At 62.2% G+C, this 18,678-nt stretch carries 17 protein-coding genes; 6 read left to right on the top strand and 11 right to left on the bottom strand.

All coding sequences use genetic code 11. The annotated features are described in order from the left end of the window. Positions 1 to 20: 20 nt before the first annotated feature. From LK03_RS07055 to LK03_RS07040, 4 genes are all read left to right on the top strand, one after another. Positions 21 to 2,348, top strand: a complete 2,328-nt coding sequence (locus LK03_RS07055; protein WP_430962071.1) for an FdhF/YdeP family oxidoreductase — start codon at positions 21 to 23, stop codon at positions 2,346 to 2,348. Between the two features lie 268 nt (positions 2,349 to 2,616). Then, on the top strand, positions 2,617 to 2,835 hold the full coding sequence (locus tag LK03_RS22490; RefSeq protein ID WP_038411681.1) for a DUF3800 domain-containing protein: 219 nt from the start codon (positions 2,617 to 2,619) through the stop codon (positions 2,833 to 2,835). 24 nt (positions 2,836 to 2,859) lie between these two features. Continuing rightward, positions 2,860 to 3,477, top strand: a complete 618-nt coding sequence (locus LK03_RS21880; protein ID WP_240478649.1) for a DUF3800 domain-containing protein — start codon at positions 2,860 to 2,862, stop codon at positions 3,475 to 3,477. Between the two features lie 217 nt (positions 3,478 to 3,694). After that, positions 3,695 to 4,174: a glycine zipper domain-containing protein gene (locus LK03_RS07040; protein ID WP_038411680.1), complete on the top strand. Its 480-nt coding sequence runs from the start codon at positions 3,695 to 3,697 to the stop codon at positions 4,172 to 4,174. A 120-nt stretch (positions 4,175 to 4,294) separates the two neighbouring features. Here LK03_RS07040 and LK03_RS07035 read toward each other — a convergent pair whose 3' ends face one another. From LK03_RS07035 to LK03_RS06995, 9 genes are all read right to left on the bottom strand, one after another. Further along, entirely contained in the window at positions 4,295 to 4,744 is a 450-nt protein-coding gene (locus LK03_RS07035; protein ID WP_038411679.1) for an acyl-CoA thioesterase, read from the bottom strand. A 126-nt stretch (positions 4,745 to 4,870) separates the two neighbouring features. Further along, the gene (locus LK03_RS07030; protein WP_038411678.1) at positions 4,871 to 5,860 is read right to left on the bottom strand and encodes a sulfate/molybdate ABC transporter ATP-binding protein; all 990 of its coding nucleotides are present in this window, start codon (positions 5,858 to 5,860) and stop codon (positions 4,871 to 4,873) included. A 3-nt stretch (positions 5,861 to 5,863) separates the two neighbouring features. Then, positions 5,864 to 6,736 carry a sulfate ABC transporter permease subunit CysW gene (gene cysW / locus LK03_RS07025; protein ID WP_038411677.1) on the bottom strand — a complete coding sequence of 291 codons (873 nt, stop codon included), beginning with the start codon at positions 6,734 to 6,736 and terminating at the stop codon, positions 5,864 to 5,866. A gap of 15 nt (positions 6,737 to 6,751) precedes the next feature. Then, complete coding sequence (gene cysT, locus LK03_RS07020; RefSeq protein ID WP_038411676.1) at positions 6,752 to 7,570, bottom strand: sulfate ABC transporter permease subunit CysT; 819 nt, start codon at positions 7,568 to 7,570, stop codon at positions 6,752 to 6,754. A gap of 111 nt (positions 7,571 to 7,681) precedes the next feature. Beyond that, positions 7,682 to 8,689, bottom strand: a complete 1,008-nt coding sequence (locus tag LK03_RS07015; protein WP_038411675.1) for a sulfate ABC transporter substrate-binding protein — start codon at positions 8,687 to 8,689, stop codon at positions 7,682 to 7,684. 46 nt (positions 8,690 to 8,735) lie between these two features. Beyond that, entirely contained in the window at positions 8,736 to 8,918 is a 183-nt protein-coding gene (oscA, locus tag LK03_RS07010) for a sulfur starvation response protein OscA (protein WP_028695650.1), read from the bottom strand. 250 nt (positions 8,919 to 9,168) lie between these two features. After that, on the bottom strand, positions 9,169 to 12,216 hold the full coding sequence (locus LK03_RS07005; protein ID WP_038411674.1) for an efflux RND transporter permease subunit: 3,048 nt from the start codon (positions 12,214 to 12,216) through the stop codon (positions 9,169 to 9,171). After that, on the bottom strand, positions 12,213 to 13,280 hold the full coding sequence (locus tag LK03_RS07000) for an efflux RND transporter periplasmic adaptor subunit (RefSeq protein ID WP_038411673.1): 1,068 nt from the start codon (positions 13,278 to 13,280) through the stop codon (positions 12,213 to 12,215). Before LK03_RS07000 ends, LK03_RS07005 begins: the two co-directional genes overlap by 4 nt. Next, positions 13,277 to 14,365: an efflux RND transporter periplasmic adaptor subunit gene (locus LK03_RS06995; RefSeq protein WP_038411672.1), complete on the bottom strand. Its 1,089-nt coding sequence runs from the start codon at positions 14,363 to 14,365 to the stop codon at positions 13,277 to 13,279. Before LK03_RS06995 ends, LK03_RS07000 begins: the two co-directional genes overlap by 4 nt. 264 nt (positions 14,366 to 14,629) lie before the next feature. Between LK03_RS06995 and LK03_RS21875 the strand changes: the two genes are divergently transcribed. Together LK03_RS21875 and LK03_RS21575 are read left to right on the top strand one after the other, a co-directional pair. Beyond that, positions 14,630 to 15,625 carry an RHS repeat-associated core domain-containing protein gene (locus tag LK03_RS21875; RefSeq protein ID WP_081951573.1) on the top strand — a complete coding sequence of 332 codons (996 nt, stop codon included), beginning with the start codon at positions 14,630 to 14,632 and terminating at the stop codon, positions 15,623 to 15,625. 193 nt (positions 15,626 to 15,818) lie between these two features. After that, positions 15,819 to 16,790: an RHS repeat-associated core domain-containing protein gene (locus LK03_RS21575; RefSeq protein ID WP_049870445.1), complete on the top strand. Its 972-nt coding sequence runs from the start codon at positions 15,819 to 15,821 to the stop codon at positions 16,788 to 16,790. A gap of 96 nt (positions 16,791 to 16,886) precedes the next feature. Here the strand turns inward: LK03_RS21575 and LK03_RS06985 are convergent, their stop codons facing one another. Together LK03_RS06985 and LK03_RS06980 are read right to left on the bottom strand one after the other, a co-directional pair. Continuing rightward, a complete protein-coding gene (locus LK03_RS06985) occupies positions 16,887 to 17,768 on the bottom strand; it encodes an ABC transporter permease subunit (RefSeq protein ID WP_038411671.1) in 882 nt (293 codons plus the stop codon). Further along, positions 17,765 to 18,646 (bottom strand): ABC transporter permease subunit, encoded by an 882-nt coding sequence (locus LK03_RS06980; protein WP_167334515.1) that lies wholly within the window; start codon positions 18,644 to 18,646, stop codon positions 17,765 to 17,767. Before LK03_RS06980 ends, LK03_RS06985 begins: the two co-directional genes overlap by 4 nt. Positions 18,647 to 18,678 lie beyond the last annotated feature (32 nt).

Raw genomic sequence — 18,678 nt, 5'->3', positions numbered from 1 at the left:
CCGTGAGCTCGCATCAGAAGATCCCCGACAACGCGCCAGCCTCCAGCCCGCGCTACAAGCCCTACCCTGGCCCGGCCGGTGGCTGGGGCGCGCTGATCAGCGTGGCCAAGGCCTGGGTCGGCAGCGACAACGCGCTGAAGAACCTGCGTGCCATGCTCAAGACCAATCAGAACGGCGGCTTCGACTGCCCGGGCTGCGCCTGGGGCGACTCGCCGGAAAGCGGCATGGTCAAGTTCTGCGAGAACGGCGCCAAGGCGGTCAACTGGGAAGCCACCAAGCGCCGCGTCGACCCGGCCTTCTTCGCCCGCTACAGCGTCAGCGCGCTGCTCGAGCAAAGCGACTACTGGCTGGAGTACCAGGGCCGGCTGACCGAGCCGGTGGTCTATGACCCGGCCAGCGACCGCTACAAGCCCATCGACTGGGACAGCGCCTTCGCCCTCATCGCCCAGCACCTCAATGGCCTGAGCAGCCCTGACCAGGCCGAGTTCTACACCTCCGGTCGGGCCAGCAACGAAGCGGCGTACCTGTACCAGCTGTTCGTGCGCGCCTACGGCACCAACAACTTCCCCGACTGTTCGAACATGTGCCACGAAGCCAGCGGCGTGGCCCTCGGGCAGAGCGTTGGGGTCGGCAAGGGCACCGTCACCTATGACGACTTCGAGCATGCCGATGCGATCTTCGTCTGGGGCCAGAACCCCGGCACCAACCACCCACGCATGCTCGACCCGCTGCGCGATGCGGTGAAGCGCGGCGCCCAGGTGGTGTGCATCAACCCACTCAAGGAGCGTGGCCTGGAACGCTTCCAGCATCCGCAGCACATGCTCGAGATGCTCACCAACAGCGACAAGCCGACGAACACCGCGTTCTTCCGCCCGGCCCTGGGCGGCGACATGGCGTTGCTGCGCGGCATGGCCAAGTTCACCCTGCAGTGGGAACGCGAAGCCCAGGCCAAGGGCGAACCGGCGGTGTTCGACCACGCCTTCATCGCAGAACACGGCCATGGCGTCGACGATTACCTGGCGGTGGTCGAGGCCACCCCCTGGGAGCAAATCCAGGCGCAGTCCGGCCTGAGCCTGGAAGACATCGAGCTGGCCGCGCGCATGTACTGCCGTGGCAAGCGGGTGATCATGTGCTGGGCCATGGGTATCACCCAGCACCGTCACTCGGTGCAGACCATCCAGGAAATCGCCAACCTGCAGATGCTGCGCGGCAACCTGGGCGTACCCGGCGCCGGCCTGTGCCCGGTGCGTGGCCACAGTAACGTGCAGGGCGACCGCACCATGGGCATCAACGAGCGCCCACCGGTGGCCTTGCTCGATGCCATCGAGCGCCGGTTCGGCTTCCCGGTGCCTCGCCACAGCGGCCACAACGTGGTCGAGGCGATCCATGCCATGCTCGAAGGCCGCTCGAAGGTGTTCATCGCCCTGGGCGGCAACTTCGCCCAGGCCACTCCGGACACCGAGCGCACCGCCCAGGCCCTGCGCAACTGCGACCTGACCGTGCAGATCAGCACCAAGCTCAACCGCAGCCACCTGATTCACGGCAAGCAGGCGCTGATTCTGCCGTGCCTGGGTCGCACCGACATCGACTTGCAGGTCGAAGGGCCGCAGGCGGTGACCGTGGAAGACTCGTTCAGCATGGTCCACGCCTCTAACGGCCAGCTCAAGGCGCTGTCCAAGCAGATGCGCTCGGAGCCGGCGGTCATCGCCGGTATCGCCGCCGCCACCCTGGGCAAGGCGCCGATCGACTGGCACTGGACAGTGGCCGACTACGGCCGCATCCGCGAGTTGATCGCCGACACCATCCCCGGCTTCACCGACTTCAACGAGCGGCTGCAAAATCCAGGCGGCTTCTACCTGGGCAACAGCGCCGCACAACGGCAATGGGCCACGCCCAGCAAGCGCGCCAACTTCAAGGCCAACCTGCTGCCCGACAGCCTGATCGATCCACGGGTGCTGGCCAGCGGCCAGACGCCTGACCTGGTCATGCAGTCGATGCGCTCGCACGACCAGTACAACACCACCATCTATGGCATGGACGACCGCTACCGCGGCGTGCGCGGCCAGCGTGACGTACTGTTCGTCAACGAAGCCGACATCATGCGTCTGGGCTTCCAGCCGGGGCAGAAGGTCGACATCGTTTCGCTGTGGGGCGATGACCACGTGCGCCGCGTACACGGCTTCACCTTGCTGGCCTTCGACATGCCAGCCGGGCAAGCCGCAGCCTACTACCCGGAAGTCAACCCACTGGTACCTCTGGAAAGCGTCGGCGATGGCAGCCACACGCCGACGTCGAAGTTCGTGGCGATCAAGCTGGAGCGAGCGCGGGACAATGGCCGGATTGTTTGATCCAGCCATATGACAGACCTATATCACACCCCCCTCTGGGCATTCAGAGTGGCCTGCGGATACTTCTACTCAGGAAAGCGCCGCGTGTTATCCAGTTACATGCTGAATCGTTAAGACTTCGGTTGAGCCGTGGGGGCACGTTGACATAAGTGTCAGCCGGCGTATGATCGACCTCAACGCATGAGAGCTCGCTTTCGTGCCTACCTTCCGAGACCCGCCTGCGAAAGCAGCGGGTTTTCGTGTTTCTGGGGCAAGGAATCCGGTAGCAATGACACACTACGTCGCATACCTGGACGAATTCGGGCATGTCGGCCAGTACGTCTCTCGCAACCATCCAAACTACAAAACGCATCCGGCGTTCGGATTTGCAGGCCTGGTTTTGCCCGCATCTGAAATCCGAGAGTTTGCGATCTATTTTTACAAGGCCAAGTGTCAGCTGTTGGCGCATGACCTGGCCAACGACAATCCAAAAAACCTTCCGGCTTAACAGCGGGAGAAGAAAGGCTCTCAGTTGTACGCACTGCGAAACGTCACCAAGTACGAGCAGCTGCGTCGCACCACCTTTCGACTTCTCAACCACATCGAAAAAATCGGCGGATACGTGTTTTACACCGGTGAGCACAAGACGACCGATCCGAAGGCGCACAACTCAACCGAGACATTCAAGCGACAGCTTTTGCAATCTGTGCGCAAGATAGATAGGTTCTGCGCGCAGAACGAATCAACGTTCATGCTGATGCTCGATGAGCAACGCGCCGGTAATCAGTGGCGGGAGACCGATGTCGAAGTTTGCACCCTGGCCATGTTCGAGGACGCGTCGGAGAAGTGCAGAACTCTCATTGAACCGCCCATTCAGGCCGAGAGCCACTTGTTCCAAACCATTCAATGCGCTGACTGGATTTGCGGCCTGATCGGGCGACTCACGGCCCTGTCGCTTGCACCCGATGAATATTCGGAGTTGGAGCCGTTCGACAAATACTTCTCGGCCCGCATCATCAAGGTCACCCTGCCAGGCAGTGGGATGGACCATCAGAAGTCTGCGCAGATCCCCGCCAAACGGCTCGAGGAGACGCTGCTTGATGTCGCCGGGACGCTAGCTGGAGAGATACAAGTCGAGTCATCAAAGTGAGCGCACACCTTGCACCCCGCAACAACGAAAAAGCCCCGACCGCAATGGCCGGGGCTTTTTCTCAAGTAACCTATGACCTCACTTTTCGAACAAAGTTTCATAGCTAAAACAACAGCTTAGATAAATCGTTAGCTTGCGTGCTATTCGTCGGATTTGCGTTGCCAGCCCGGCCTGCGGGCGGCACATTCGCCCTCGTCATCCCTATGAGGCGTTATCGATGAAGAAGTATTCCTCCATTCTGTTGTTGTCCCTGGGTCTGCTCAGCGGCGCTGCAATGGCAGGTGGCAACACCGAAGCCGGCATTGGCGGCGCGCTCGGTGGGGTACTCGGCTCCGTGGTCGGTCAGTCCATGGGCGGCAGCACCGGCTCGGCCATCGGCGCAGGCCTGGGCGGCGCAGCCGGTAGCGCAGTCGGCGCCGACAAGCGCCAGCGCGGCGAAGCGGCCATTGGTGGCGGCTTGGGTGCTGCCGGCGGTAACGTCATCGGTCGCCAGGTCGGCGGCAACACCGGCAGCCTGATCGGCGCAGCCGCAGGTGGTGGTGCAGGTGGTGCGCTGGGCAACTACATGGGCAACGAAGCCGACCGCGACGACCATCGCGCCCGCCGCGGCTACGATGATCGCCGGCATTACGACCGTGGCCGTCACTACGGCCACCGCAAGCACCCCGGCCCGCGTCATCATCGTCACCACCGTTGAGGCGGTTGGCCGGCCTTCGCTAGCCTGAGTCTCTGTTGCCTGAACGTTTTTCGCGGCTCAAGCCGCTCCTACAGGGGAAATCCACGACCTGGAAGGAGCGGCACAGTGCCACCGGCCTTGCTACCCCTCCCCAACCGCCTCACCCAGCTGCAACCCTGCCAACACCTTCTGCAACGCGTCGGGCACCGCCACTGGGCGGCCGCTGGCGCGTTCGACGAACACCTGCACCACCCGCCCCAAGGCACACGCCTCGGCCTCGCCTGGACGGAACAGCCCCAACCGGTATTCCACCGTGCTACCGGCAAGGCGGGTAACGGCCACCGTCACTTCCAAGGCATCGGGGAAACTGGGCAAGGCGAAGAAGTCCGCCGCGGAACTGACCACGAACCCGGTGACCTCGCCGTCGCGCAGGTCGAGCCCGGCTTCCTGCAGCAGCAACGCCTGCAGCGCCGCTTCGAAATAGCCGTGCACGGTCGCGCCCGAGACATGCCCGTGCAGGTCGTTGTCGTGGGGGCGGGTGAGGATCGGGTAGGAATGGTTGAACTGGCTGCGTTGCACAGAGATGCTCATCGAGGCGGTCGTCCTTGCCGAGGTTGCCTGCCAGTGAAGCAGATTGCAGCGGCGGCGGGAAATCCTTGTTCGGCAATGAACACGTGCCGCCGGGGCCGGCACGCGGCCCCGGGGCGCTAGCGTAGCTCAGGCGTCGCCGGCGTTCTGCCAGACCTTGGGGCGGAAGAACAGCGTCTCGCCGCGAGTCAGGCCGGTCAGGCTGTCGTGGTCCTTGACCACTTCGACTTCGATCAGATCGCTCTGCCCTTCCACCTTGAGAGTGACCCGGGTGGTTGCGCCCAGTGGCCGGATGTCACGAACCTCAGCGGCATGATGCCCCTCGGTTTCATGGCGCGACAGCGACACTTCATGGGGACGGAACAGCACATGCTGGCCTTCGCTGATGGCGAAGCGGTTGGAGTCGCCGAGGAAGTGGTAGACGAAATCGTTGGCCGGTTTTTCGTACACCTCGCCCGGCGAGCCGATCTGCTCGATCACGCCCTTGTTCATCACCACGATGCGATCAGCCACTTCCATCGCTTCTTCCTGGTCGTGGGTGACGAATACCGAAGTCAGGTTGATGTCTTCGTGCAGGCGCGCCAGCCAGCGGCGCAGCTCCTTGCGCACCTTGGCATCCAGCGCCCCGAACGGTTCATCGAGCAGCAGCACCTTGGGCTCCACCGCCAGGGCACGGGCCAGGGCGATACGCTGGCGCTGGCCGCCGGACAACTGCTCGGGGTAGCGGTCGGCGAGCCAGTCGAGCTGGACCATGTTGAGCAGCTCATGGACTTTTTCGGCGATCTTGCTCTCGCTCGGGCGCTCGCCCTTGGGCTTCATGCGCAGGCCGAAGGCGACGTTGTCGAACACGCTCATGTGGCGGAACAGCGCGTAGTGCTGGAACACGAAGCCGACGTTGCGATCACGCACGTCGTGGCCGGAGACATCTTCGCCATGGAAGACGATGCTGCCCTGATCCGGGGTTTCCAGGCCGGCGATGATACGTAGCAGGGTGGTCTTGCCGCAGCCAGACGGACCGAGCAGCGCCACCAGCTCGCCGCTATGGATATCCAGGTTGATGGCGTCGAGGGCCTGGAAGGTATTGAAGCGCTTGCTGACGTTACGAACTTCGATCGACATGAATTAGTCCTCCGCTGCGTTGTGGCGCAGGCGGTTAATGCGGGATTCGCTCCACTGCTTGAGCAGCAGGATGAACAGCGCCAGGATCAGCAGCAAGCTGGCCACGCTGAAGGCCGCGACATGGTTGTACTCGTTGTAGAGAATCTCGACGTGCAGCGGCAAGGTGTTGGTCACGCCACGGATGTGCCCGGACACCACCGACACTGCACCGAACTCGCCCATCGCCCGCGCGGTACACAGCACCACGCCGTAGATCAGGCCCCACTTGATGTTCGGCAGGGTCACGTGCCAGAACATCTGCCAACCGTTGGCGCCGAGCAGGCGCGCGGCCTCCTCTTCCTGGGTGCCCTGCTCCTGCATCAGCGGGATCAGCTCACGGGCAACGAACGGTACGGTGACGAAGATGGTCGCCAGCACGATGCCGGGCAGGGCGAAGACGATCTGGATGTCGTGGTCCTGCAACCAGGGGCCGAACAGGCCCTGGGCGCCGAACATCAGCACATAGACCAGACCGGCGATCACCGGCGAGACCGAAAACGGCAGGTCGATCAGCGTTACCAGAATGCTCTTGCCGGGAAAGTCGTATTTGCTCACGCACCACGCCGCGCTGACGCCAAACACCAGGTTCAGCGGCACCGAGATGGCCACGGCGAGCAAAGTCAGTTGCAGCGCAGCCAGTGCGTCAGGTTCGAAGATCGCTTCGAAGAAGGTGCCGAAGCCGTTCTTCAATGCCTGGGACACGACGATGAACAGCGGCAGCAGCAGAAACAGCGCGAACACCAGCCACGCCGAGACGATCAGCACTCGTCGCGCGGTAGCACTGCCACGGCGTGCGGCGTTGGCAGTGGCGGTGGCGCCAAGGGTTGAACTAGACATGAGCCTGGGCCTCCTTCAAGGGGTTTCGATACGCCGCTGCAACAGGTTGATCAGCAGCAGCAGGATGAAGGAAACCACCAGCATCAGCACGCCGATGGCGGTAGCGCCGGTGTAGTCGTACTGGTCGAGCTTGACCATGATCAGCAGCGGCAGGATTTCGGTCTTCATCGGCATGTTGCCGGCAATGAAGATCACCGAGCCGTACTCGCCCACACCACGGGCGAAGGCCAGGGCGAAGCCGGTCAGCCAGGCTGGCAGCAAGGCCGGCGCCAGCACATGGCGGAACACCTGCAAGGGCCTGGCGCCCAGGCAGGCGGCGGCTTCTTCGACTTCCCGCGGGATGTCGGCCAGTACCGGCTGCACCGTGCGCACCACGAACGGCAGGGTGACGAAGGTCAACGCCAGGGTGATGCCAAGCGGGGTGTAGGCAATCTTGAAGCCCAGGTCGGTGGCGAACTGTCCCACCCAGCCTCCCGGTGCGTACAGCGCCGTCAGGGCGATACCGGCGACGGCCGTGGGCAGGGCGAACGGCAAGTCGATCATCGCGTCGATGACTTTGCGCCCGGGGAAGGTGTAGCGCACCAGCACCCAGGCCAGCAGGGTGCCAATCAGGCCGTTGATGATGGCGGCGAACAGCGCGGTGCCAAAGCTCAGCTTCAACGCGGCGATGACCCGCGGGGCGCTGATGATGGTCCAGAACTGTTCCCAGGTAAGCTGTGAGGCATGAATGAACATGGCCGCCAGCGGTATCAGCACGATCAGGCTGAGGTACACCAGGGTGTAGCCCAGCGTCAGCCCGAAGCCGGGTATGACGGGGGAGATACGTCGTGACATAAAAGTCCCTGTTGAATGCACGAAGCCCGGGGGCGATCCCGGGCCGGTGCTGATGGTTTGGCCTTCGACCTCTTCAGGTTGTTCGCGCCGGCCGCCGGACCGGCAGCTCGATTACTGCGCCTGATAGATCTGGTCGAACACGCCACCGTCGTTGAAGAATTTCGGTTGTGCAGTCTTCCAGCCGCCGAAGTCCTTGTCGATGGTCACCAGGTCCAGTTTGGGGAACTGCTTGGCATACTCGGCAGCGACTTTTTCGTCACGTGGGCGATAGAAGTTTTCTGCGGCGATCTTCTGCCCTTCGGGGCTGTACAGGTGCTTGAGGTACTCGGTGGCGATCTCGGTGTTGCCCTTGCGCTCGGTGTTCTTGTCCACCACCGCCACCGGCGGCTCGGCGAGGATCGACAGCGACGGCACGACGATGTCGAACTTGTCGGCGCCACCGTCTTCCTTGAGCGCCAGGAAGGCTTCGTTCTCCCAGGCCAGCAACACATCGCCCTGACCGTTGTTGACGAAGGTGATGGTCGAGCCACGGGCGCCGGTGTCGAGCACCGGTACGTGCTTGAACAGCTCCTGCACGTAGGCCTTGGCCTTGTCTTCGCTGCCGCCGGTCTTCAGACCATAGGCCCAGGCGGCGAGGAAGTTCCAGCGCGCACCGCCGGAGGTTTTCGGGTTCGGGGTAATCACCGAGACATCATTCTTGACCAAGTCGCCCCAGTCCTTGATGTTCTTCGGGTTGCCCTTGCGCACCAGGAACACGATGGTCGAGGTGTACGGGGTGCTGGCATCGGGCAGGCGGGTCTGCCAGTTCTCCGGCAGGGTCTTGCCGAGCTTGGCGATTTCGTCGATGTCACCGGCCAGGGCGAGGGTCACCACGTCGGCGCGCAGGCCATCGATCACCGCCCGGCCCTGTTTGCCCGAACCGCCATGGGATTGCTGGATCTTCACCTTGTCGCCGGGGTGCTGCTGCTGCCAATGCTTGATGAATTCGGCGTTGTACTGCTGGTACAGCTCGCGGGTCGGATCGTAGGAAACGTTGAGCAGCTCGTAATCCTTGGCGATGGCAGAACCGGCAAACACGGCGCTGGCGAGCGCAGCCAGCGCGTAACGGCGGATGGACATGGTGAAGCTCCCGTTTGGCAGTTGTTCTACTAGGAGTAGGTGTTGATCAGCTGGACTTGCTGGAAGGCTGTTGCAGGCGGAATTTCTCCTTGCGCTCGATCTGCACCACTTGCGCGTTGTGTACGGTGATCTCCACCGCGCCGAAGCGCAGGTCGCGCAGGGCACTCTGGATTTCCCGCAGGATGGTGGCTTCGTCCTGACCGTCGATGCTACGCAGGGATGCACTCATGCTCGTTCTCCTGTGAGTGAAGTGCCGGGCAGAGTGAGAAAGGATTGCGCCTGGCGTGAGGGCAATCATAGTGAGGCGCAGATATTCTTAAAAATACTGTTTAAGAATTTTTATATAACCATTTTCATGGTAATGACCGACTGTAGGAGCGACCGGCCGGCGCTCCGGGCCAGTCGCGATGGCCGGCAAAGCCGGTCCAACCCAGGTATCAGTCAGATTGTATGGTGGCCCATCGCAGCTTGCGCCCCTCCTACACATCCGGCTCACGAATCTTGTACCAGGCCACATACAGCGCCGGCAGGAACAACAGCGTCAGTAGCGTGGCGCTGATGATGCCGCCGATCATGGCGTAGGCCATCGGCCCCCAGAACACTTCGCGGGCAATCGGGATCATGCCCAGGCTGGCCGCCGCCGCCGTCAGCAGGATCGGCCGGCGGCGGTGGTTGGTGGCTTCAACCACCGCATCCCACGGCGCATAGCCCTCGGCCTCGAAGGCGTCGATCTGGGTCACCAGAATCACCGAGTTGCGGATGATGATGCCGATCAGCGCCAGCACCCCAAGAATGGCCACAAAACCCATCGGCGTGCCGGTCGGCACCAGCGCCAGCACCACGCCGATCAACCCCAGCGGCGCCACACTCACCACCAGCAGCAGTTTCTGCACACTGTGCAGCTGGATCATCAGGAAGGTCGCCATGAGGAACAGCATCAGCGGAATGACCTTGGCGATCGGCCCCTGAGCCTTGCCGCTCTCCTCCACTGTACCGCCCACCGCCACCTCGTAACCGCTCGGCAGCTTGCTGGCGAACTCGTCGATCTTCGGTTTCAGCTGGGCCACCAGGTCGGTGGGCTGCATGTCGCCATTGACCGAAGCCTTGAGGGTAATGGTCGGCTTGCGATCACGCCGCCACACCAGCGGCTGCTCGAGCTCATAGCGCACGGTGGCGAACGCCAGCAGCGGAATCGAGGTGCCGTTGGGGGTGACGATCTGCAGGTTCTGCAAGGTATCGGGCGAGCCGCGTTCGCTGTCCTCGGCGCGGGCGATGACATCGATCAGGTAGATTTCATCGTTCACCTGAGTCACTGGCGCGCCGCTGACAATGCTGTTCATCACGTTGGCGACGTCTTCCGACGACAGCCCAAGCTGCCGCGCCTTGTCCTGGGCGATGTCGATGCGCAGCACTTTGCCCGGCTCGTTCCAGTCGTAGATCATCTCGCCGATGTTGGGGTTGGCGTCGAGCACGGTGGCCAGTTCGATGGCGTGATGGCGCACCTGGTCGATGTCCTTGCCGCTGACGCGGTACTGGATCGGCCGCCCCACCGGTGGACCCATCTCCAGCGACTGCACGTTGCTGCCAATGCCGACGAAGTCTTCGCGCAGGCGTTTCTGCAAGCGGGCGATCAACTCGCCGCGCTCTTCCAGGCCTTTGCTGACGATCACCAACTGCGCGTAATAGGGGTTCTGCAGTTGCTGGTCGAGCGGCAGGTAGAAGCGGATCGCGCCCTGGCCGATGTAGGTGCTCCAGTGGTCGATGTCCTTGTCGTCTTTGAGCGTGGCTTCCAGGCGGTCGACGGTGCGCCGGGTCTCTTCGATGGAAGCGTTCTGCGGCAGGTTGAGGTCGACGAGGATTTCCGGCCGGTCGGATGAGGGGAAGAACTGGTTCTGCACGAAGCGCATGCAGAACACCGCCAGCACGAACAGCACCACGGTGCCGATCACGGTCAGCCAGCGATGGCGCATGCACCACAGCAGACCATGCTCGAAGCCACGGGCCACGCGGCCCGGCTTTTCATCGTGGGCCTTGAGCTTGCGGTTGCTGAGAATATGCACACCCAACACTGGCGAGAAGAACACCGCCACCACCCACGACACCAACAGCGCCACGGCAATCACCGCGAACAGGGTGAAGGTGTACTCCCCCGCCGAGCTGGCGTTGAGGCCGATGGGCACGAAGCCGGCCACCGTCACCAGGGTGCCGGTGAGCATCGGGAAGGCGGTGGATTTGTAGGCGAAGGTCGCCGCATCCTCCTTGCTTTCGCCCATCTCCAGCCGGGTGACCATCACCTCGACGGTAATCATCGCGTCATCCACCAGCAGGCCCAGGGCGATGATCAGCGCGCCCAGGGAAATCCGCTGCATGGTGATGCCGCTGTACTCCATGAACACGAAGACCATCGCCAGCACCAACGGAATCGAGCACGCCACCACCAGCCCGGCGCGCACGCCCAGGCTGATGAAGCTCACCACCAGCACGATGATCACCGCCTCGAACAGCGCACTGGTGAAGCCGCCCACCGCTTCCTTGACCACCTCGGCCTGCTCGGAAACGCTGTGCACACCGACCCCGACCGGCAGCTCGCCGGTGATCTGGGTCATTTTCTCCTTGAGCTGCTCACCGAACACCTGGATGTTGCCGCCCTTCTGCATGCCGATGGCAAGGCCAATGGCCGGCTGGCCGTTGTAGCGGAACATCGGTGCCGGAGGATCGGCGTAGCCGCGCTCGATGGTGGCGATGTCGGCCAAGCGGAAGAAGCGGTCGTTAATGCGCAGGTTGACGCTTTCCAGATCCTTTTCCGAGGCGAACTGGCCAGTGGTACGCACTGAAATGCGCTCTGGCCCGGCCTCGATCACCCCGGCCGGGGTCACCGTGTTCTGCGCTTGCAGGGCCTGCATGACCTGACGCTGGTCGATGCCCAGCGCCGCCAGCTTGCGTACCGAGAAATTCAGGTAGAGCACTTCGTTCTGCGTGCCGACCACCTCGACCTTGCCGATGTTCTCGACCTCGCGAATCTCCGCGCGTACTTGCTCCACGTAGTCGCGTAGCTGGCGCATGTTCAGGCCATCGGCGGTGAAGGCGTAGATCGAGCCGTACACGTCACCGAACTCGTCGTTGAACGCCGGCCCCTGGATGCCCTGCGGGAACTGCCCGCGGATGTCCTGGATCTTCTTGCGCACCTGGTACCAGATCTGCGGAATATCGCCGGCCTTGGTGGTGTCGCGCAGGAACACCATGATGGTCGACTCGCCCGGGCGGGTGTAGCTCTTCACATAATCGAGCGAGTCGAGCTCTTCGAGCTTCTTCTCGATGCGGTCGGTGACCTGGTACAGGGTTTCGTCCTGGGTCGCACCGGGCCAGCGGGTCTGGATGACCATGGTCTTGATGGTGAACGATGGGTCTTCTTCACGGCCCAAGTTGAAGTAGGAAAACACCCCCATCAGCAGGCCGACGAACATCAGGTACCAGACGAAAGACTGGTGGCGCAGCGCCCATTCGGACAGGTTGAAGCCGCCTTTCATCGTGATTCCTCGTCGAACGTGACCTTCTGGCCTGGCTTGAGACTGTTGACCCCGGCAGTGACCACCCGCTCACCGGGCTGCACTCCACCGGTCAATACCACGCTGCGCTCGGTACGTGCACTGACCACCACATCGCGCAGATTGACCACGTGCTGCTTGGGGTCGACCACCCACACCTGGGTCTTGCCGTCGCGCTCCAGCAGCGCGGTCAGCGGCAGTTCACTGCGGGCAGCGATCGGCGAGGTCAGGCTGACGCTGACCGAGGTGCCGAGGTTGAAGCCGGTCGGGGTCGAAGCCAGGCTCAGGCGAGCGCGGCGGGTACGCGTGGTGGCGTCGGCCTGGGGTTCGAGTTCGCGCAGGCTGGCGGTGGTGTTGAGGTCCGGGTTGAGCTGCGAGGCCACGGTGAGGGTCATGCTCGGGTTGAGCTGTTCGGCCAGCGAGATGGGCAGGTCGATGACCGCTTCCTTGACGTCGGGGCGGGCCAGCGTCACCACTTCCTGACCGACGCTGACGGTCTGCCCGGCTTCGGCGTGCCAGGCGGTGACCACCGCCGAATGATCGGCCTTGAGTTCGCTGTAACCGAGTTGATCGCGCGCCTGGCTGACCGACGAGCGCGCCTGGGTCAGGCTGGCATCGGCGGTTTTCAGGTCTGTCTGGGCAATGTCCAGTTGCGCCTGGGCGCCGACCCCGCGGTCGTATAACTGCTGCTGACGGCGGGCGTTGGCCTGGGCGTTGATCCACTGCGCCTGGACCCGCGCCAGGTCGCCTTCAGCGGCGCGCAGCTGGTTTTGCTGGTCGGTGGGGTCGAGGGTGGCCAGGGTATCGCCGGCTTTCACCGAAGTACCGACATCGACCCAGCGCCGGGCGATGCGCCCGGACACGCGAAAGCCCAAGGTGCTTTCATAGCGCGCCTGGATGGTGCCGGCAAAGCGGCCCAGCTGCGCCTCTGACGATTGCTCGACCACAGCGGACAGCACCGGTCGCACCGGCTCGGGCTTCTCTTCATCCTTCCCACAGCCGGCCAACAGCAGCGCAGCGAGGGTTATCCACAACAGGCGAATCATGGCAACGCCCCTCCGTCCTTGGCGGCGACCTGCTCGACCTGCATGCCCGGGTGCAGCAGCTGCGCGCCGTTGATCACCACGGTTTCACCACCGTTGATACCCGCACCGATGATGACCTTGCCGGTCAGGTAGCGGGCAATACGCACGGGGCGCAGCTCGACCTTGTCGCCGTCGCCGACGACCCAGACAGCCGGATCACGCAGGCCCTTGCTCAGCGCCGACCAAGGCAACTCGACACTTTGCTGGCCCTGGGTTTTCGCCAGGGTGGTGACCGGCGCGCCGAGGGCCATGGCCGGCGGAACATCACGCAGCGCGACCTTGACCTGCAAGGTGCCGCTTTGCGCAGACACGGTCGGGGTGATTTCGCGCACTCGGCCCTGGGCCTGCACCTTGGGGTCTTCGAGCAACTGCACGATGACGGTTTCATCGCTGGCCGGGGCGCTGAGCAGCGATTCATAGACATTGAACACCGCATCTCGCTCGCCATCGGCGGCCAGGCGGAAGATCGGCATGGTCGCCTGCACCACCTGGCCGACCTCGGCCTGACGTGCGGTGATGACGCCATCGGTATCGGACACCAGGGCGGTGTAGCCCAATTGCTCGTTGGCGTTGGCCAACTGCGCTTGGGCCGCCTTCAGGCCACTCTGGTTACCGCGCAACGCGGCCTGCGCGGCGTCGTATTCGCTGCGGCTGGTGTAACCCTTGGGCAGCAGTTTTTCCTGGCGCACGAAGGCCGCGGCGCTCTGGTTGACCCGTGCTTGCGCGGCGAACACCTCGGCCTTGGCCGAGTCGACGTTGTTCTTCAGGTCTTTCGGATCGAGCCGGGCCAGGACCTGGCCGGCCTTGACGTGGTCACCGACATCGACACTACGGGAAATGATCTTGCCGCCGACGCGGAACGACAGGTCGGTCTGCACCCGCGCCTGCACATCGCCAGTCAGTGCCACCGACGCGGCAAAATCCACCGGCTCGACGCGCACGACCCCGACCCTGGGCAGCTGTGGGCTGTGTTTTTCCTGCTCGCACCCGGCCAGGGTGAACAGCAGCCCGAGGCACACGACCATCAACGGACGCACCACCGTCATGCTCGCTCCTTGTTTGCGCGCAAATGATTCGATGAGTCGACCTTGAGCGTAGATCAGGGTTCAGTTTGTGGGGCCGGTCAGGCTCGATGGTAAAGCAGCGAGCCTGCCGTTGAAGGAGATGATGCGGGTACTGGAGGCGAGCTGGCATTTATGCCAGTAGCCAGAAAATAGCGTTTCACTAGCATGGGCTTATCAAGTTGATGGTCTGGACACGACGCCAGTGCGGTGAATCTTTTCTGACTGACTTCAAACTGAGGCATACCCATGAGTACTCCCCGGACGGTGCGTCGATTCTACCAAAACGGTCATGTTTGCACGGAACTCGACGGCGCGGGATCGCGCTCAGTGCTCCGCCGCAACGGACTACCCTTGGCAGAATACAGATCAGCGAATCAGCCCTCGCGCTCGCTGCTGTCCGTGGATAGCGCCAGCACGGTGATCCACGCGCTTGAAGGCGCGCGAGGGGCCACGTTCGCTTATACGCCTTACGGCCACTGCGGTGCTCATGACTCAGCAAAACAGCCATTGGCGTTCACTGGGCAATTACTGGACGCGGCAACACGCGGCTATTTGCCAGGAAACGGTTATCGCTTGTTAAGCCCTAGCTTGGGCAGGTTTGGCAGCGCCGATGATCTGAGCCCGTTCGGCCAGGGTGGGCTGAATGGGTATGGCTACTGCGCAGGCGACCCGGTCAATCGTCATGATCCCTCGGGGCATATGCCTGTTCCGTTCAAATACGCGGCCCTCGGCTTGGGTTTATCGAGTATCGGCGTACTCATTGCAGCGATATCGACGCAATCAAAGCCCATCAAAAACATCCTCTATTGTGTCTCAGGCGCTCTGGCGCTGGGGGCTGTCATCGGGTTCGGCAGCGGCCAAGCGATACAATGGGCGCTTCGCCCCCCAGTTGGGCAAGTCCCCTCGCGACGAAACTCATTGACGCCGGTCGGTCCCCCTCCATCACCAACGCAATGGGCAAGACAGCCACCTCGACGATCGCTGCAGCTTGAAGATCTGGACGCACCGCCTGATTACAACCAAGTTGTCCAACCGAATGCCCGACCAATCTCGGGCTATTCTGAGGCATCCCAGTCCCCGCCTCCCGCTTACAAAGACCTCTTCGGGGCTCAAGAGGCCGTAAGGACGCTCAGTACCAGCGTGCAGTCCCCAACGGGGCAGGCCGTGGAACTCTCAACGTTGAACCGCAATGTGCGCAATCCAGGCTCAAGTCTTGTTGAGAACAGGTCGACCCGCACCTGAGTGTCGCCGGCTTGCAGCGTCGAGCGAGTTGTTCGCGTCGCACCGCAATGCCAGCAACGCAACAAGGTTCAGGGGGCCGCTGAAGGTGAGTTTTACAGTTTTCCTGTAGCGGCCGACCCTATTCACCAGCACGAAAATTCTCCAAATAGCCCGAGACCATTACTACCCTACACATTCAAAACCGAGTTTGATCATGAGCTACCTCACAGAACGCTATTTTTATAGCAGCGACAAACTCACCACGGTTGGCACATCCCAGCATGACGAGCGGCTTATGCGAATCAGGCAGTGGTGCCTGGCAGAGCACGTATCCCGAGGAGGCTGGAAACTGCTGATCAGTGACAGTAGTGGGTCTTGCCTGGCCTCGGCCATTGCGCGAGCCCACGATCCGGTTTGCTATGACCCCTACGGCCACTCAGGGATGGGCGTCTCGGCCACGAGCAGAGTGAGTTTTTGCGCAGAATTCCTCGACCCGATTAGCCAGCTCTATCTGCTAGGCCAGGGGCATCGGGGCTACTCGAGCACACTGAGAAGATTTGTGTCTCAGGATCACTTGTCTCCCTTCGACCATGGAGGGATGAATGCTTACGCCTACTGCGCAAACGACCCGGTCAACTTTCATGATCCGTCTGGGCAGTTCAAAGTCATACAGCTGGACGCTAACTGGACCCTGAAAAGCAGGCTTCACTATCTACAATCATCTGTTCTGACGCGTTCCGCTTCAACGATGACTACGCCACTCGCTAGCGCCGGAAACAAAAGGGTGCATTGGGGGGTCGCGCATATCAAAAGGTTTGAACAGTCAGAATCTTCATCCGGCTTCACCGGTAGGGAAAGTCTTTCTCACCTCGTTGATGATCAAAACACGCGTATGGGCGCTCGAAAAGCTGCACGTACACCTTTGAATATCGAGATCAAGCATCTCAAGTTTCTTCCTGACGCCATAAAGCCTCGGACAGCAGCCTACCTACGGGCAGCGAATGCTCGAACCGCTATGATCAACTCCGATGTGAAGAAAACGTCCATGGACTCTCGACGGAGTAAAGACTTCGTCACCGCGCATAACGAGTTTCGAACACATCGCACCGCGCTTAAAAGCATGATTGGCCACACAGACCCCTTTACCGCGGAGTTCTTGACCGGTTTGTTGCGGGCTGGACGTTGAGGTGGGATGACCGGAGAGGGACATTTAGAACTACAAGCCTCATCCGCCAACCTGGAGCCTTTTTGCGCAGGCTCCAGGCCGGACTGGACGATGGGCTCAACGTACTTGTTGAGGACGGACTCCTTCATGCGGTGAACTGCCGGCGGCTGCCTCTTCGATCGCCTGCTGCACGGCCTTGCGCCGACGCTCTTCGGCCTGGCGGGTGAAGTACCAGACCAGGAAGGTCACCAGCGATACCGACAGCAGAATCAGGCTGGCCACGGCGTTGATCTCTGGTTTCACGCCCAGACGCACCGCCGAGAACACTTCCATCGGCAATGTGGTCGAGCCCGGGCCGGAGACGAAGCTGGCGAGTACCAAGTCATCGAGCGACAGCGCGAACGACATCATGCCGCCCGCCGCCAGCGAGGGCGCGATCATCGGGATGGTGATCAGGAAGAACACCTTCCACGGCCGGGCCCCGAGGTCCATGGCTGCTTCTTCGATCGACAGGTCCAGCTCACGCAGCCGCGCCGACACCACCACCGCCACATAGGCGGCGCAGAAGGTGGTGTGGGCGATCCAGATGGTGGCGACGCCACGCTCTTGGGGCCAGCCGACCAACTGCGCCATGGCCACGAACAGCAGCAACAGCGACAGACCGGTAATCACCTCGGGCATCACCAGCGGCGCGGTGACCAGGCCGCCGAACAGCGTGCGGCCCTTGAAGCGGGTGATGCGGGTGAGTACGAACGCCGCCATGGTGCCCAGCGCCACGGCCGCCACAGCGGTGTACGTGGCGATTTCCAGCGAACGCATGACTGCGCCCATCAGTTGCGTGTTGTCGAGCAGGCCAACGTACCACTTCACCGACCAGCCACCCCATACCGTCACCAGCTTGGAGGCGTTGAACGAGTAGATGACCAGAATCACCATCGGCAGGTAGATGAACAGCAGGCCGAGCACCAGCATCAGCTTGGAGAATCCGAAACGCTTCATGCCCGACCCTCCATTTCCTTGGCCTGACTGCGGTTGAACAACAGAATCGGCACGATCAGGATCGCCAGCATTACCACCGCCAGCGCCGAAGCCACTGGCCAGTCACGGTTGTTGAAGAACTCCTGCCACAGCACCTTGCCGATCATCAGCGTCTCCGGGCCGCCCAGCAGTTCAGGGATGACGAACTCGCCCACCACCGGAATGAACACCAGCATGCAGCCGGCGATGATGCCGTTCTTCGACAGCGGCACGGTGATTTTCCAGAAGCTGTTGAAGGTGCTCGAACCAAGATCCGAGGCCGCTTCGAGCAAGCTCTGGTCGTGCTTCACCAGGTTGGCGTAGAGCGGCAGGATCATGAACGGCAGGTAGGAATAGACCACACCGATGTACACCGCGATGTTGGTGTTGAGAATCTGCAAAGGCTGGTCGATCAGGCCCAGCCACATCAGGAAGCTGTTGAGCAGGCCGTTGTTGCTGAGAATGCCCATCCAGGCATAGACGCGAATCAGGATCGCAGTCCAGGTCGGCATCATGATCAGCAGCAGCAGGACGGTCTGGATGTCCTTGCGCGCGTTGGCGATGGCGTAGGCCATCGGGTAGCCGATCAGCAGGCACAGCAAGGTACTGAAGAAGGCCACCTTGAGCGAGCCAAGGTAGGCCGCCAGGTACAGGTCGTCCTCACCGAGCAGGCCGTAGTTGGCCAGGTTCAGCACGATCTGGATCTTGTCTTCGACGAAGCTGTAGATCTGCGTGTACGGCGGAATGGCGACATCCGCTTCGGCGAAGCTGATCTTCAACACGATGAAGAACGGCAGCATGAAGAACAGGAACAGCCAGATGAACGGCACGCCGATCACCAGGTGCCGGCCCTCGGGCATCAGACGCTGGAACGCTCGCTTGAGCTTGCGGA

Origin of the sequence: Pseudomonas cremoricolorata, assembly GCF_000759535.1 — a bacterium.
Taxonomy (GTDB): domain Bacteria; phylum Pseudomonadota; class Gammaproteobacteria; order Pseudomonadales; family Pseudomonadaceae; genus Aquipseudomonas; species Aquipseudomonas cremoricolorata_A.
Note: the sequence above shows the minus strand (reverse complement) of the source record. Positions and strands in the feature narration are given on the sequence as shown.

What these genes read in the sequence shown, in the direction of transcription:
- LK03_RS06995 (WP_038411672.1), bottom strand. Translation starts at nt 14,365, where the DNA reads ATGACGGTGGTGCGTCCGTTGATGGTCGTGTGCCTCGGGCTGCTGTTC.
- LK03_RS06985 (WP_038411671.1), bottom strand. Translation starts at nt 17,768, where the DNA reads ATGAAGCGTTTCGGATTCTCCAAGCTGATGCTGGTGCTCGGCCTGCTG.
- LK03_RS21875 (WP_081951573.1), top strand. Translation starts at nt 14,630, where the DNA reads ATGAGTACTCCCCGGACGGTGCGTCGATTCTACCAAAACGGTCATGTT.
- cysT (WP_038411676.1), bottom strand. Translation starts at nt 7,570, where the DNA reads ATGTCACGACGTATCTCCCCCGTCATACCCGGCTTCGGGCTGACGCTG.
- LK03_RS07005 (WP_038411674.1), bottom strand. Translation starts at nt 12,216, where the DNA reads ATGAAAGGCGGCTTCAACCTGTCCGAATGGGCGCTGCGCCACCAGTCT.
- LK03_RS21575 (WP_049870445.1), top strand. Translation starts at nt 15,819, where the DNA reads ATGAGCTACCTCACAGAACGCTATTTTTATAGCAGCGACAAACTCACC.
- LK03_RS07040 (WP_038411680.1), top strand. Translation starts at nt 3,695, where the DNA reads ATGAAGAAGTATTCCTCCATTCTGTTGTTGTCCCTGGGTCTGCTCAGC.
- LK03_RS07035 (WP_038411679.1), bottom strand. Translation starts at nt 4,744, where the DNA reads ATGAGCATCTCTGTGCAACGCAGCCAGTTCAACCATTCCTACCCGATC.
- cysW (WP_038411677.1), bottom strand. Translation starts at nt 6,736, where the DNA reads ATGTCTAGTTCAACCCTTGGCGCCACCGCCACTGCCAACGCCGCACGC.
- LK03_RS06980 (WP_167334515.1), bottom strand. Translation starts at nt 18,646, where the DNA reads ATGCCCGAGGGCCGGCACCTGGTGATCGGCGTGCCGTTCATCTGGCTG.
- LK03_RS22490 (WP_038411681.1), top strand. Translation starts at nt 2,617, where the DNA reads ATGACACACTACGTCGCATACCTGGACGAATTCGGGCATGTCGGCCAG.
- LK03_RS07000 (WP_038411673.1), bottom strand. Translation starts at nt 13,280, where the DNA reads ATGATTCGCCTGTTGTGGATAACCCTCGCTGCGCTGCTGTTGGCCGGC.
- LK03_RS07030 (WP_038411678.1), bottom strand. Translation starts at nt 5,860, where the DNA reads ATGTCGATCGAAGTTCGTAACGTCAGCAAGCGCTTCAATACCTTCCAG.
- oscA (WP_028695650.1), bottom strand. Translation starts at nt 8,918, where the DNA reads ATGAGTGCATCCCTGCGTAGCATCGACGGTCAGGACGAAGCCACCATC.
- LK03_RS07015 (WP_038411675.1), bottom strand. Translation starts at nt 8,689, where the DNA reads ATGTCCATCCGCCGTTACGCGCTGGCTGCGCTCGCCAGCGCCGTGTTT.